Source organism: Salinarchaeum chitinilyticum (assembly GCF_055390775.1).
Genome location: NZ_AP043888.1, coordinates 2,864,565 through 2,878,143, shown reverse-complemented (window position 1 = coordinate 2,878,143; position 13,579 = coordinate 2,864,565). Strand labels below are relative to the sequence as shown.

General features: G+C 65.8%; 12 protein-coding genes. 4 read left to right on the top strand and 8 right to left on the bottom strand.

Going from position 1 to position 13,579, the window contains the following annotated elements; genetic code table 11:
* Positions 1–31: 31 nt before the first annotated feature.
* Positions 32–937 (bottom strand): class 1 fructose-bisphosphatase, encoded by a 906-nt coding sequence (locus ACZ5KP_RS13925; protein ID WP_460918453.1) that lies wholly within the window; start codon positions 935–937, stop codon positions 32–34.
* A gap of 224 nt (positions 938–1,161) precedes the next feature.
* On the opposite strand from ACZ5KP_RS13925, the gene ACZ5KP_RS13920 reads away from it, so the two are divergent.
* From ACZ5KP_RS13920 to thrS, 4 genes are all read left to right on the top strand, one after another.
* Positions 1,162–2,022: a 3-hydroxyacyl-CoA dehydrogenase family protein gene (locus ACZ5KP_RS13920; RefSeq protein ID WP_460918451.1), complete on the top strand. Its 861-nt coding sequence runs from the start codon at positions 1,162–1,164 to the stop codon at positions 2,020–2,022.
* 94 nt (positions 2,023–2,116) lie between these two features.
* The gene (locus ACZ5KP_RS13915; protein WP_460918450.1) at positions 2,117–3,157 is read left to right on the top strand and encodes a sodium:calcium antiporter; all 1,041 of its coding nucleotides are present in this window, start codon (positions 2,117–2,119) and stop codon (positions 3,155–3,157) included.
* A gap of 93 nt (positions 3,158–3,250) precedes the next feature.
* Positions 3,251–3,850, top strand: a complete 600-nt coding sequence (locus ACZ5KP_RS13910; protein ID WP_460918449.1) for an NUDIX hydrolase — start codon at positions 3,251–3,253, stop codon at positions 3,848–3,850.
* 173 nt (positions 3,851–4,023) lie between these two features.
* The gene (gene thrS, locus ACZ5KP_RS13905) at positions 4,024–5,970 is read left to right on the top strand and encodes a threonine--tRNA ligase (protein ID WP_460918448.1); all 1,947 of its coding nucleotides are present in this window, start codon (positions 4,024–4,026) and stop codon (positions 5,968–5,970) included.
* Between the two features lie 30 nt (positions 5,971–6,000).
* Here the strand turns inward: thrS and ACZ5KP_RS13900 are convergent, their stop codons facing one another.
* From ACZ5KP_RS13900 to uvrA, 7 genes are all read right to left on the bottom strand, one after another.
* Complete coding sequence (locus tag ACZ5KP_RS13900) at positions 6,001–7,218, bottom strand: glycoside hydrolase 5 family protein (protein ID WP_460918447.1); 1,218 nt, start codon at positions 7,216–7,218, stop codon at positions 6,001–6,003.
* Positions 7,219–7,315: 97 nt separating this feature from the next.
* Complete coding sequence (locus tag ACZ5KP_RS13895) at positions 7,316–8,119, bottom strand: aldo/keto reductase (protein ID WP_460918446.1); 804 nt, start codon at positions 8,117–8,119, stop codon at positions 7,316–7,318.
* 89 nt (positions 8,120–8,208) lie between these two features.
* Positions 8,209–8,673, bottom strand: a complete 465-nt coding sequence (locus ACZ5KP_RS13890) for a hypothetical protein (RefSeq protein ID WP_460918445.1) — start codon at positions 8,671–8,673, stop codon at positions 8,209–8,211.
* 39 nt (positions 8,674–8,712) lie between these two features.
* Entirely contained in the window at positions 8,713–9,222 is a 510-nt protein-coding gene (locus tag ACZ5KP_RS13885; protein WP_460918444.1) for a GNAT family N-acetyltransferase, read from the bottom strand.
* A gap of 19 nt (positions 9,223–9,241) precedes the next feature.
* Entirely contained in the window at positions 9,242–9,412 is a 171-nt protein-coding gene (locus ACZ5KP_RS13880; RefSeq protein WP_460918443.1) for a hypothetical protein, read from the bottom strand.
* 22 nt (positions 9,413–9,434) lie between these two features.
* Positions 9,435–10,406 (bottom strand): DUF502 domain-containing protein, encoded by a 972-nt coding sequence (locus ACZ5KP_RS13875; RefSeq protein WP_460918442.1) that lies wholly within the window; start codon positions 10,404–10,406, stop codon positions 9,435–9,437.
* A gap of 70 nt (positions 10,407–10,476) precedes the next feature.
* The gene (gene uvrA, locus ACZ5KP_RS13870) at positions 10,477–13,524 is read right to left on the bottom strand and encodes an excinuclease ABC subunit UvrA (RefSeq protein WP_460918441.1); all 3,048 of its coding nucleotides are present in this window, start codon (positions 13,522–13,524) and stop codon (positions 10,477–10,479) included.
* Positions 13,525–13,579 lie beyond the last annotated feature (55 nt).

Sequence of the window (13,579 nt, the reverse complement as noted above, 5' to 3'; positions counted from 1 at the left end):
GCCCAGTGTGACGCGCTCGCTGTGCCGTTCCTCACTCGGCGTCCGCGAACGTCGATTCGACGCGTTCGATCACCGATCGGTTCCCGACGTAGATCGGCGAGCGGTCGTGGAGCCCCTCGGCTGGCCGATCGCGGAGCGGTCCGGTACCGTCGGTCGACGCACCGCCGGCTTCCTCGATCAGCAATGCTACCGGCGCTACCTCGAACTGGTAGCGAAGCTTGCCATCGGGACGGGACAGCAACTGCGGGTACGCGAACACGCCGCCGTTCGTCAAGACCTGTGCGACGTCGGCGACGAGCGCGCCGCTGTAGCGCAACTTCAGATCCTCCCGGAGCGACGAGACGAGGGAAGCGACCACCTCCGGCCAGTCGTCGTCACCGCCGCCGACGCCGTAGATCGTCGGCGCAGCCGGGATCTCGACGGTCGCATTGCTCACTCGCGGTTCAGGGACGGCGCCGGGATCGAGAGCGTCCGCTGTGGCTGCCGGAATCTCGTACTCCGTGACGCCCTCGCCCTCGATCGCGACGTACGCGGTCGTGACCGGGCCGTAGCAGATCAGTATTGCGGCGGCGAACTCCCGACCAGCCGCGGGGAGTGAGGCGTTTGCGACGCCGACGATCGTTCCCGTCGGCGCGTTGGCATCGAGATTGGAGGAGCCGTCGAGTGGATCCATCGCGACGGAGAGGCCCTCGCCGGCGTCGACGACCCCCGATCGCTCCTCGCTGGCGACGGCACCGACGCCATCGATCTCGGTGAGTCGGTCGACGAGGAGTTCGTCCGCGGCGTCGTCGGCAGCGATCACGTCGTCGCCGGTGGGGTTCGATCGGTCGATCGTCGCGCCGCGGTGCTCGGCCTGGAGGCGGCGAAGTTCGGGCGCTGCACCGAGCACGGCGTCGACGATCCGGTCGATCGTCTCGGCTGAGTTCGATCCGGTCATCGGTCGATAACCGACGCGGCTCTGTGAACCCCATCGAGTGATCGGCGATACTGTGACCGATCGAAGCGACGGAATGGATCCGAATACATTCTATTTCGAAATTCAGTAAGCAGCGACAAAACGATTGCTCTCCCGATCGACGAATGAACGTGCCCGGCCGATCCGTGCCGACGCGCTCGATCCCCACCATCGGCATTCTTCACGGTCGCCGCCCACGCACCAGTATGGTCAGAGCACTCGACGACGTGGATCGCGTTGGCGTCGTGGGCGCGGGAACGATGGGCGCCGGGATCGCACAGGTCCTCGCGACCGCGGGCTACGAGGTAGCGCTTCGGGATGTCAGCCGGGACCTCGTCGAGGACGGCTTCGACGCGATCGAATCCAGCCTCGACCGCCTGGCCGACCGGGGGGAGATTCCAGCCGACGACGTTGACAGGATCGTCGGCCGCGTCGACGGCACGACGGAACTCGAAGCCCTCGCACCGTGTGACCTCGTGATCGAAGCGATCGTCGAGGACCTCGAGATCAAGCGGGACGTCTTCGCGGACATCGATCGCGTCACCGACGACGTCGCGCTGGCGACCAACACGAGCACGCTCTCGATCACGTCGATCGCTGCAGCGACGGACCGTCCGGACCACGTCGTCGGGCTCCACTTCATGAACCCCGTCCCGATCATGGATGGCGTGGAGGTCGTGACCGGCGAGCGGACGGCGCCGGAGACAGTCGATCTCGCGCACGCGATCTCCGAGGACCTCGACAAGGAGACCTGGGAATCCGACGACAAGCCCGGGTTCGTGACGAACCGCATTCTCATGCCCTGGATCAACGAAGGGATCCGGGCCTACGACGAGGGCGTCGCGAGCAAGGAGGACATCGACCGCGGAATGACGCTCGGCACGAACGTCCCGATGGGACCGCTCGAGCTCGCCGACCACGTCGGCCTCGACGTCTGTCTCCACGCGACGGAGACGCTCCACGATGAGTTGGGCGATCGCTACACGCCGGCGTACCTGCTGAAGCGGAAGGTCGAGGCGGGCCACCTCGGCAAGAAGACCGGTGAAGGATTCTACGAGTACGACTGACTGCAGAGTGGCAGTTAGCGGATCAGGCGACCAACCGTTCCACGCGATCGGATTAGGCACGCACTTGTAGCGTCGGTCCGAGCGATCGAACAGAATGGTACTGAGCGGTTGGATCCCCGGGATCACGCCCGTCCACCTGCTCGTGATCGCACTCGCGACGATCGCGATCTGGTTCGGGAGCGCGTGGCTGGAGGGCTCCGCGGAGGAGCTGTCTTCGTACTACGGACTTCCCCCGGTCGTGCAGGGATCGGTCGTCGTCGCCGTCGGCTCGAGCTTCCCGGAGTTCGCGAGCGTCGTGATCGCGGCGCGGACCGGTGCGTTCGACATCGGCGTGGGGGCGATCGTCGGCTCCGCGCTGTTCAACGTGCTCGTGATCCCCGCACTCTCGGGGCTCGCCTCGAAAGGCGAGGCGCTCGACGCCAACCGTGCGATCGTCTACAAGGAGGCGCAGTTCTACATGATCGCGGTCTCTGCGCTGATCATCACGTTCGCGCTGGCAGTGATCTACGAACCCGTCGGCACCGCGGAATCGCTGAGCGGCGACATCACGCGACCGCTGGCCGCGATCCCACTCCTGCTCTACGGGCTCTACATCTTCATCCAGTGGCAGGACGTCGGCGACCACGACGCCGGAAACGCCGGCCAGGGCGTCGACGTCCTGCCGGCCTGGGCGACGCTCGCGGCCGGACTCGTCGTCATTCTGATCGCCGTCGAGTTTCTCGTTGGCAGCGTCGAGTATCTCGGTCACGAGCTCGGCATTCCCGGATTCCTCGCCGGCGTAACGATCCTCGCCGCTGCGACGAGTCTGCCCGACACGCTGGTCAGCGTGCGCTCCGCGTCGGACGGGAACGGGACCACGAGTCTCGGGAACGTCCTGGGCTCGAACACGTTCGATCTGCTCGTCGCGATCCCGTTCGGCGTCGTGCTCGTCGGGAGCCTGACGGTGAACTTCGCCGTCGCGCTCCCGCTGTTCGGCGTGTTGACGCTCGCGACGGTGCTGCTCTTTACCCTGCTCCGGACGGACCTCACGCTCGAACGCTGGGAATCCTACGTGCTACTGGTAGCCTACGGCATCTTCGTCGCCTGGATGGTGACGGAGTCGATCGGTGCGACCGACCTGCTGAAAGCGGCCTGAGCTGGCCGCTGGCAGGCATTTCCTCGCAGAATCTGGCCACGAGGATCCCGACGAAGCGAACCACTCATCTCGCGGGGCTGCGGAGCAGCTTCCATGACCGGCGACGCGCCCGACGATGACGACATCGCGTGGGAGATCCTGGATTCCGAGATCGCCTACGAGTGTCCCGGCTTCGAGATCGTCCACGACGACGTCCGACTGCCCGACGGTACGGAGACGGATTTCGACTACCTCACCGAACCGCCGGCGGTGGTAATCTTGCCGCTGGTCGCCGCCGACGCCGAGTCCGAATCGATCGACGAGGACGACCGCGAGGTTGTCCTGATCGAGGAGTGGCGCCAGGCCGTCGGCCGGGTGAACCGCGGGATCCCCGTGGGCAGCGTCGAGCCGTTCGACGACGACCTCGCCGTCGCCGCGCGGCGAGAGCTCCGCGAGGAGACCGGCTACGAGGCCGAGACGATGGAGCACCTGCTCACCACCGAGCCGGTCAACGGGATCGCGAACTCCGTGCTCCACTACTACGTCGCAGAGAACTGTCGTCCCACGGCAGAGCAGGACCTCGACGAGGTCGAGTCTATTCGCGTGGATACCGAGTCGCTGGATTCGCTGGTCTCGGCGGCGCTCGCCGACGACCTCCGTGACGGCCGTGCGGTGACGGCGCTGTCGACCTACGCGCTCCAGACGGCACGGTAGCATCGTCGCTCGAGGAACCAATCCAGAGTACCGCCACGCCCATCACAATCCTTATATCCGGTTCGCGGGTACACTCGGGCACGATGGTAGGTGGCTACTTTACAGGCCGGCTTCCGGCCCCCTAATCTCCCCACCTATCGATTCTGTCGTCGCCACACTTCCCAGCCACAGCCATGTCCCAACAGGAATCAGACGTGATCGCGGTCGTACTGCCCGACGGATCCGAGCTCGAGGTCGAGCGGGGATCCAGCATCGAGGAGATCGCCTACGAGATCGGTCCCGGTCTCGGTGACGCCACCGCCGGCGGCCGGATCGACGGCGAACTCGTCGGCAAGGAGCTCGCGGTGACCACCGACGGCGCTGAGATCGAGATCGTCACCGAAGACAGCGACGAGTACCTGCAGGTGATGCGCCACACGGCCGCCCACACGCTCGCCCAGGCCGTCCAGCGCCACTACGACGACATGGACCTGGCGATTGGCCCGGCGACCGACGACGGATTCTACTACGACTTCGACGGGCTCGATGTCGACGAGGAGGACCTCCCGGCGATTCGCGAGGAGATGGAGGCAATCGTCGAGGAGGACCTCGAGGTGACCTACGAGCGCGTCTCCATCGAGGAGGCCCGCGAGCGCCTCGCCGACCAGCCCTACAAGCTCGAACTCCTCGAAGAGTTCGCCGAGGAGGACGACACCGTCCACTTCTACGGCCAGGGCGAGTGGGAGGACCTCTGCAAGGGGCCCCACGTCGAGTCGACGGGCGAGATCGGCGCCGTCGAACTGCTCGAGATCGCCGGCGCGTACTGGCGTGGCGACGAGGACAACGAGATGCAGACGCGGATCTACGGCACCGCCTTCCGCGACGAGTCCGATCTCGAGGAGTTCTTAGAGCGCCGCCGCGAGGCCGAGGAGCGCGACCATCGCAAGATCGGCAACGAGATGGATCTGTTCTCGATCCAGGACCGCACCGGGCCCGGACTGCCGCTCTACCACCCCAACGGCAAGACCGTCCTGCGCGAGCTCGAGGGGTTCGTCGAGGAGCTGAACCTCGACGCCGACTACGAGTACGTCGAGACGCCACACGTGTTCAAGACGGACCTCTGGAAGGAGAGCGGACACTACGACAACTACGCCGACGACATGTTCCTCTTCGAGGTCGGCGACGACGAGTTCGGACTCAAGCCGATGAACTGCCCGGGCCACGCCGCTATCTTCGACGACTCCGCGTGGTCCTACCGCGACCTGCCGATCCGCTACGCCGAGAACGGCAAAGTGTACAGGAAGGAACAGCGCGGCGAGCTCTCCGGGCTCTCCCGCGTCTGGGCGTTCACGATCGACGACGGTCACCTGTTCGTCGAGCCTGATGGCATCCAGGCCGAGGTCGGCCGGATCATGGACATGATCGAGGAGGTGCTGGACACGTTCGGTCTCGACTACGAGATGGCGCTGGCGACGCGCCCCGAGAAGAGCGTCGGCTCCGACGAGATCTGGGAGACCGCGGAGTCCGCCCTCGAGTCCGTCCTCGAAGCGCGAGAGCTCGACTACGCGATCGAGGAGGGCGACGGCGCCTTCTACGGCCCGAAGATCGACTTCGAGTTCGAGGACGCCATCGGGCGCTCCTGGGACGGGCCGACGGTCCAGCTCGACTTCACGATGCCCGAGCAGTTCGACCTCTCCTACGTCGGCGAGGACAACGAGGAACACCGGCCGGTCATGATCCACCGGGCGCTCTACGGCAGCTACGAGCGCTTCTTCATGATGCTCATCGAGCACTTCGAGGGGAAGTTCCCCCTCTGGCTCGCGCCCGAGCAGGTCCGCGTCCTCCCGATCACGGACGACAACGCGGAGTACGCGGCGTCCGTCGCTGCGGAGCTCGACGACGCGGGCGTCCGCGTCGAGGTCGATCAGTCCGACAACCGCCTCCAGCGGAAAATCCGCGCTGCCCACGACGACCGCGTGCCCTACCAGATCATCGTCGGCGACGACGAGATGGAGGACGGCACGCTCTCGGTGCGCGACCGAAAGGAACGGCAGGAGCACGGCGTCGATCCCGAGGCGTTCTACGAGCACCTCGAGAACGAGCTGGCCGAGAAGCGCACGGAGCCGGACTTCCTCGACTGAGCCCCCGCGGCTCTCTGTATCGGTTGGGGGTCAGTACCGCACGTCCCGGGCCAGTATCTCCTCGAAGTAGTCCCACGTCGGCGCCTTCGTCCCGTCCGGCCGAACGAGGTAGAACCCCCGAACTGCATCGTTCTCCGACACCGTCCCGCCGTCGGCCGGAGGTTCACCTTCGGCGAGTTCGTTGTCGTAGACCTGCCAGTAGTTCGCCCACCGGACGCCCCACTCGAGACTTGGCTCGAGGACGGCGCGCAGCGTTCGCATCCCCCGTTCCTCGCCGGTTTCCTGCAGGGGGACCCCGAACTCGCCCAGCATCACTGGCCGCTGTTTCTCGGAGAGAATCTCCTCGGCGTAGCCAGTGGTCGAGGCGTGCTCGTCGATGTACGCCAGCGTCTCCCGGACGATCCGGTCGGACTCGTCGAACTGCTGCCGATCGTTGTGGCCCGGGAGATACGCGTTCCCGCTGATCTGTGCGCCCAGTTCGTACGCCGAGTAGGAGACCATGTCGAGCTCAACGTCGGGCAGCACCTCGTTGATCACCCGGGACGCACCGAAGCGCTTCGCGTCGAGCACCATCGACACCTCGGCGAGGTGGAGCACCGTCGCGTCACTCTCGACGCCCGAGCGACCTCGCTCGACCCCTGTCTGGCGCGCTGCGTACCACTGCCGCATCGCGTCGACGGTGGAATCGGGAAGCTCGTTGGTCCAGTCGTCCTCGGGAACCGCCCAGAAGTCACTCTCGACGTCCTGGAGGACGAACGTCTTTCCCGTGCCGTCGTACGTCTCGAGGAAGTGACGCGTGATCGCCTCGAACCGTTCGCGCTCCCCTTCGAGCTGCCAGTCGTGAATGCCATCGCGGTAGTAGTTCATCGGCCAAGCGTGGTTGGCCGTCGCCTTCAGGAGATACGTCGAAAACGGCCGCTCGAACAGCGCCCGATAGTCGGGATGCTCGGCGAGTGCCACCATCGAGTCGTACTCCTCCTGCCAGTCGCTGTTGTACTGGTAGTACCAGGCCGGGAAGTCGAGCCAGATCTTGCAGACGTTCGTCCCGAGGTCGGCGATCACGTCGGCGCCCTCGAGCAGGAACGGCTCGTCGGTGAAGTGGTACCGTCCGTCGAGGTGGGCGACGCTCAGGACCTCCTCGGGTGGATGGCCGTCCGGCTGGCTATCGTCGGAGAGCACCCCCAGACACCCGGCGGTGCCGATGGCGGCACTGGCCCCGATCCCAGCGAGCGCCCGCCGGCGATGCATTGGCCTCGCTTACAGGAGGACGGGCATATCGTTTCGGGGGAAGCTCCGCGCCAATCGGCGGCAGTAACTACGATCGATCGGTGGACGGACGTGCTGGCTACGCGAGATCCCAGGGCGCACCGTCGAAGTCCACGACGCGATACTCCTCCTCGATCGAGTCGATCCGCTCCATCGCGTCGTCACTCAGTTCCACGCCGAGCGACTCGTAGTTGTCCAGAACGTGCTCCCGGCTGGTCGCCTTCGGAATCGCCACCGCACCGCGCTGGCGGAGCCACGCGAGACAGACCTGTGCGGGACTCGCGTCGTGCTCCTCGGCCACGTCCTGAATGACAGGGTCGTCGAAGACCTCCGTCTGGGCGAGCGGCGAGTACGCGACGAGATGGTAGTCGTGCTCCTCTGCAAGCGCGAGGTGTTCCTCCTGCTGGCAGTAGGGATGACACTCCACCTGGTGAGCGAAGATCGGGGCGTCGAGGATCTCGCGGGCCTCCGCGAGCTGCTCGGGAGTGAAATTCGAGAGGCCGACGTGGCGAATCGCCCCGCGATCGACCAGCTCGTCGAAGGCCGAGAGCGTGCCATCGGGATCGTAGGTGTCCAGCGGCCAGTGGACGTAGAGCAGGTCGATCGTATCGACGCCGAGCTTCTCCAGGCTCTCTTCGGTCGTCCGGAGCACGTCGTCGTACCCCAGATCGCCGGTGTCGACCTTCGTCGCCAGAAAGACGTCCTCGCGATCGACGTCGGCAGCGGCGATGCCGTCGCCGACGGCGGCTTCGTTGTCGTAGCCCTGCGCGGTGTCGACGTGTCGGTAGCCCGCTTCGACGGCTGTCCGTACGCTCTCGGCACACTGTTCGGGATCCTCGTTCTGCCAGGTACCGAAACCGATCGGCGTCGGAGCGTTCGTCATACCACCGATCCCGGCCTGTGAGGCATAAGTGGCCGACTCTCGGCAAGCGCTTCGGTGCCGTGACGAACCCGGCGGCAGGGCCGATCGGGCTATTCGACGCCCCTGTAGCCTGCCAGAACGTTGCGGCCGCCCCGGAGCAACGCCCAGGACAGCGCGAGCAACCCGGCAACGCCGACGCCGAGGACGGGGCGACTCCCGTTCGCGCTCCCCCACGCGATCGCGTCGAGAAACAGGAACGCAGTTACGATCGAGACTGCGAGCGTCGTCGAAACCACCACGGCTGCGAAGAGGGATGCCCGCACCCGGCTGTTTACGTGGATCCAGTCGTAGCCGAACAGCGAAACGCCGCTCACGACGGTTGCCGCCCCGACGGCGAACACCAGCGGTGCGAGCTCCGAGCCGGGGATCGCAACGTCGGCGGGGAGTTCCGCGAGGACGGTCCCAGCGGCACCAAAGACCACGTACAACGGCGGCGTCGCTAGCAAGATTCCGCTCAGGTATCCACCGGTCCGAACGAGATCGGATTCAGGGAGTCCGTCGGCTCGATACTCCATTAGATTGCAGTTGTCAGCACTCGCTATTAAGGGCAGGGGTCAGCCGTCGCAAAGCTCCGTCCGGTACCGGAACGTCTCGACACCGGTTGCCTCCTTGGTCCACTCCTCAACGATCTCGTAGCCCGTCTCCTCGTAGAGAGCCCGCGCAGCACGGAGTGGCTCGATCGTCTCCAGCTCGGCGACGTCGTACCCCTTCTCGAGCGCACGCGTCTCCAGCTGCTCCAGAATGCAGCGAGCGAACCCCCGTCGCTGGTACTCGGGATGGACGCGCATTCGCTTGATCTCGACGCGATCCTCGTCGATCGGGCGGAATCCGCCGATCGCGACGATCTCGGGATCGGTCAGCTCGTCGGGGTCCCTGGCCATCTCTCCGACGATGAACTCCCCGCCAGCGTCGATGTAGTGGGATTCGATCGCCAGGATATCGTCGTCGACGGCGGCCTCCTCCACGAACGCCAATGGCGACGCTCGCAGTGCGGCTTCGTGGACCTCCCAGACGGCGTCTGCGTCCGCGGGCCGAAATCGGCGCACGTCGAGCGCGGTGGACACAGTTCGTACGACGGTACGATCACGAGTAATAATTTCCTTCCTGGATATAATTGCAGGTACTCAAATCCTCGCCGTGGTAGCCGAGGTTCGAGACGGTGCCATCGGGGTTGATCACAGGGAGACAGCCCTCGAGTATCTCCCCAGGTCGGGAAGCTTCGATCACGGCCAGGAACAGAGAGCGGCCAGTCATCGAAGCCATCAGGGCGGCACGGTCAGTCGAGCTCGTCGACGTCCCCGTCGGAGTCGCTCGATCCCGACTGCCCGCCGTCCGAAGAGTTCGAATCCGATTGCACGCTGCCCGGACGACCGGACTCCGACCCGTCGGGGGCTGCGCCACCGGGCTCTCCGTCAGACGCCGTTCCGGGTCGCTGTTCGGCGAAAGCGTCCTGGATGCGATCGACCTGCGCGACGTTCTTGACGTCGCCCAGCGACAGCTGATCGCCTTTCGCCGCCCCTTTCCCCGTCGCGACGCCGCTGGTGAGGATGCTCTTGACGCCGTCCTCGATCGTCATGTCGACGTCGTGTACTCGATCTGCCGAGACGTAGGTGAGAAAACCACCGGTGACGGGGTTGGGCGCCATCGGGATGAACAGCGTGAGCATCTCCTCGTGGCCGGTCGCGTCCGAGACGGACTCGGGGGCGGCGCTCGTTTCGAACCCGATAACGTACGTGTCGTCGCCGAGACACTCGACGAGTTTGACGTCCTGGAAGTTCTCGTCCTCGGTCGTGAGCATTACGTCGCCCATCCGCCGGAAGCTCTTGTAGACGGTGCCGACCCCTGGGATCGAGGCGACGGCCATGTCGATGACCTCGATCAGGCGCTCACCGTAGCGGTTGTGCCCGACGGAGCCGACGAGGAGGATAATTCCCAGCAGGATCGTGAGCGCGATCAGCTCGGCGAGGAAGTCGACGACGTACTCGTAGACGTTCAGCCGGACGAGAAACTGGATCAGTTCGGTGTTGCGGAACTGTCCGATGAGGCCGAAGTGTTCCAGCAGGCGGATGAACGGCTCGAGGGCCCGGCTGACGTAGGAGAGGGCGATGCTGATGAGAAAGAGGGTGACGATGACGGGGACGATGATCGCGACGCCGCGAAGGAAGACGCTCCAGAAGTGGTTGTAGATCGCGCCGAGCGTTTCGAGCGGGCCGCGTGGAGGGGGATCGGGTTCCGTGGCCTTGCTCATTGTGGTACCACGAAGCCACCACGTCAAAATCGCTTCGACTACCCGTCAATCGGGGCCGGATGCTGCTGGATCAGTCGTCGTCCGCCGCGGGTGCCGGCGCCTCCTCCCGGTCGGCCCGCGGGCCCTCGAGCTCGACGTCGGGAAGGAGATCGCGCAGGTAGCGACCGGTGTGGCTCTCCTCCTCTCTGGCGACCTCCTCGGGCGTCCCAGCAGCGACCACGTCGCCGCCGGCCTCGCCACCCTCTGGACCGAGGTCGATCACGTGGTCGGCGTTCTTGACGAGATCGAGCTCGTGCTCGACGACGATCACCGTGTTCCCACGATCGGCCAGTCGGTGGAGCACCTCGATCAGCTTCCGCTCGTCTTCGGGGTGGAGCCCCGTCGTCGGCTCGTCGAGCAGGTAGCAGGCGTCGCCGGCGTCCTTCTTGCCGAGCTCCTCGGCGAGCTTGATCCGTTGGGCCTCCCCGCCGGAGAGCGTCGTCGAGGGTTGGCCAAGCTTCATGTAGGTGAGCCCGACGTCCTTCAGCAGCTTGAGCCGGCGCTCGATGCGGGAGTCGTGCTCGAAGAAGTCGTAGGCTTCCTCGACGGTCATGTCGAGGACGTCGGCGATGGTCTTGCCCTTGTACTCGACGTCGAGCGTCTCGGCGTTGTACCGTGCGCCGCCACACTCCTCGCAGGGGACGTGGACGTCCGAGAGGAAGTTCATCTCGATACGGACGGTGCCCTGTCCGCCACACTCCTCACAGCGACCGCCCTTGACGTTGAAGGAGAACCGACCGACCTCGTAGCCGCGGCGCTTGGCCAGCTCCGTCTCGGCGAACAGCTCCCGGATGTGATCGAAGACGTTGGTGTAGGTCGCGGGGTTCGATCGGGGCGTGCGGCCGATCGGGCTCTGGTCGATGAGCCGGATCGTCTCGATTTCCTCGTGGCCCTCGATCGCGTCGTGCTCGCCGGGCTCGACCTCCGTGTTGCCGTGCATCTCGCGGGCGAGCGCCTTGTAGAGCACCTCGTGCATGAGCGTCGATTTTCCGGAACCGGAGACGCCGGTGATCGCGACGAGGTTGCCCAGCGGGAACTCCACGTCGAGGTCTCGGAGGTTGTGCTGCCGCGCGCCCTCGACGACCATCTCACCGTCAGGGTCGCGGCGTTCGTCGGGCACCGGAATCTGCCGCCGACCGGAGAGGTAGTCCCCGGTGATCGACTCCTCGCAGGCCTCGACCTCCTCGGTGTCTCCGTGGACGACGACCTCGCCGCCCCGCTTGCCGGGGCCCGGACCGAGGTCGATCACGGTGTCCGCGCGGCGCATCGTCGCGGTGTCGTGCTCGACGACGAGCAGCGTGTTGCCGAGGTCACGGAGCTCCTCGAGCGTGTTCAACAGTCGGTCGTTGTCCCGTTGGTGGAGCCCGATCGAGGGCTCGTCGAGCACGTAGAGCACGCCGACGAGTCCCGAACCGATTTGCGTGGCGAGTCGGATACGCTGACTCTCACCACCCGACAGGGTCGACGCCTCGCGGTCGAGCGTTAGGTAGTCGAGCCCGACCTCGCACATGAACCCCAGCCGCGCACGGATCTCCTTGAGGATCTCCTCGGCGATCGTGCGATCGCGCTCGCTCATCCCGGCTTCCATTCCCTCGAAGTGCTCGAGCGCGTCGCCGATCGACATCCGGTTGACCTCGGTGATCGAGGTGTCGTCGACGAGTACGGCGCGGGAGACCGGCTTCAGGCGAGTCCCCTCACACTCCGGGCACGTCGTGATCGACATGTACTCCTCGATGTGCTCGCGGGTGCCGTCGGAGTCCGTCTCGACGTAGCGCCGTTCGAGATTCGGAATCACGCCCTCGAAGGGCTGTTCCTTGTGCCGGGTGCCGTTGGAGGTCGTCCACTCGAAGACGACGTCCTCGTACGTGCCGTAGAGGAAGGCGTCCTGAACCTCCCCGGGGAGGTCCTCGAAGGGCGTCGTGAGCGGGACGTCGAAATGGTCCGCGACGGACTGGAGCCGCCGCCGGTAGTACGTCCGGTTGAAGCTCCAGGGCTCGAAGACGTGCTTGATCGGCTTGGAGGGGTCCTCGATCACGAGGTCCTCGCTGACCTCCTTCGTCTCGCCGATGCCCTCACACTCCGGACAGGCACCGTGCGGGCTGTTGAAGGAGAACGATCGGGTCTCGATCTCCGGCAGGTCGATGCCACAGTCCGTACAGGCGAGTTTCTCGGAGAGTTCGACGACGAGGCGGTCGTCGGTGTCGATATCGGAGTCGGCCTCCGTATCGGCGTCAGCGTCGTCGTCCGCGCCGGACTCCGCCGCCTCCTCGATCTCGGTGTGATCGTGATCCGCACCGCCGGCGAGGTCGCCGGTCGAGCGCGCTCGCGAGCCGAGCGAGTCCGCCGCGCCCTCGGGAGCGTCCGGGAGGATCACCTTCAGGACGCCGTCGGCCTCCTCGAGAGCGAGTTCGACGGAGTCCGCGATCCGCGAGCGATCCGCGGGATCGAGCTTCACGCGGTCGACGATCACGTCGATCGTGTGGTCGTAGTTCTCGTCGAGATCGGGGTGCTCCGTCGTGAGGTCGTACTCCTCGCCGTCGACCTCGACGCGGCCGTACCCCTCGGCCTGGAGCTCGTCGAAGCGGTCCGCGAAGGCCCCTTTCTGGTCGCGGACGATCGGGGCTGCGATCTTGGCTTTCGTGCCTTCGGGGAGCTCCAGCAGCCGGGTGACCATCGTGCTCGCGGACTGCTCGCCGACGGGCTGGCCACACTCAGGGCAGTGGGGATCGCCCGTTCGCGCGTAGAGCAATCGGAGGTAGTCGTGCAGCTCGGTGACGGTCCCGACGGTCGATCGGGGGTTGTTCGCGGCGTTCTTCTGGTCGATCGAGATCGCCGGGGAGAGCCCCTCCACGCGCTCGACCTGCGGTTTGTCCATCTGGCCGAGGAAGTTCCGTGCGTAGGCCGACAGCGACTCGATGTAGCGGCGTTGCCCTTCCGCGTAGACGGTGTCGAAGGCGAGAGAGGACTTGCCCGACCCGGAGAGGCCGGTGACGACGGTGAACTCCTCGCGGGGGATGTCCACGTCGAGGTCCGCGAGGTTGTTCTCCGCGGCTCCCCGCACCTCGATGTGCTCGGTCATTCGGACAGCGGTATGCGCGGGCGCCACGTGTACCCATCGGTTTCGGAACCGTACC

Bases quoted from the DNA above. Each gene is read 5' to 3' on its own strand.
- thrS (WP_460918448.1), top strand. From the start codon at position 4,024: ATGTCCCAACAGGAATCAGACGTGATCGCGGTCGTACTGCCCGACGGA.
- ACZ5KP_RS13890 (WP_460918445.1), bottom strand. From the start codon at position 8,673: ATGGAGTATCGAGCCGACGGACTCCCTGAATCCGATCTCGTTCGGACC.
- ACZ5KP_RS13925 (WP_460918453.1), bottom strand. From the start codon at position 937: ATGACCGGATCGAACTCAGCCGAGACGATCGACCGGATCGTCGACGCC.
- ACZ5KP_RS13910 (WP_460918449.1), top strand. From the start codon at position 3,251: ATGACCGGCGACGCGCCCGACGATGACGACATCGCGTGGGAGATCCTG.
- ACZ5KP_RS13895 (WP_460918446.1), bottom strand. From the start codon at position 8,119: ATGACGAACGCTCCGACGCCGATCGGTTTCGGTACCTGGCAGAACGAG.
- ACZ5KP_RS13915 (WP_460918450.1), top strand. From the start codon at position 2,117: ATGGTACTGAGCGGTTGGATCCCCGGGATCACGCCCGTCCACCTGCTC.
- ACZ5KP_RS13875 (WP_460918442.1), bottom strand. From the start codon at position 10,406: ATGAGCAAGGCCACGGAACCCGATCCCCCTCCACGCGGCCCGCTCGAA.
- ACZ5KP_RS13920 (WP_460918451.1), top strand. From the start codon at position 1,162: ATGGTCAGAGCACTCGACGACGTGGATCGCGTTGGCGTCGTGGGCGCG.
- ACZ5KP_RS13880 (WP_460918443.1), bottom strand. From the start codon at position 9,412: ATGACTGGCCGCTCTCTGTTCCTGGCCGTGATCGAAGCTTCCCGACCT.
- ACZ5KP_RS13900 (WP_460918447.1), bottom strand. From the start codon at position 7,218: ATGCATCGCCGGCGGGCGCTCGCTGGGATCGGGGCCAGTGCCGCCATC.
- uvrA (WP_460918441.1), bottom strand. From the start codon at position 13,524: ATGACCGAGCACATCGAGGTGCGGGGAGCCGCGGAGAACAACCTCGCG.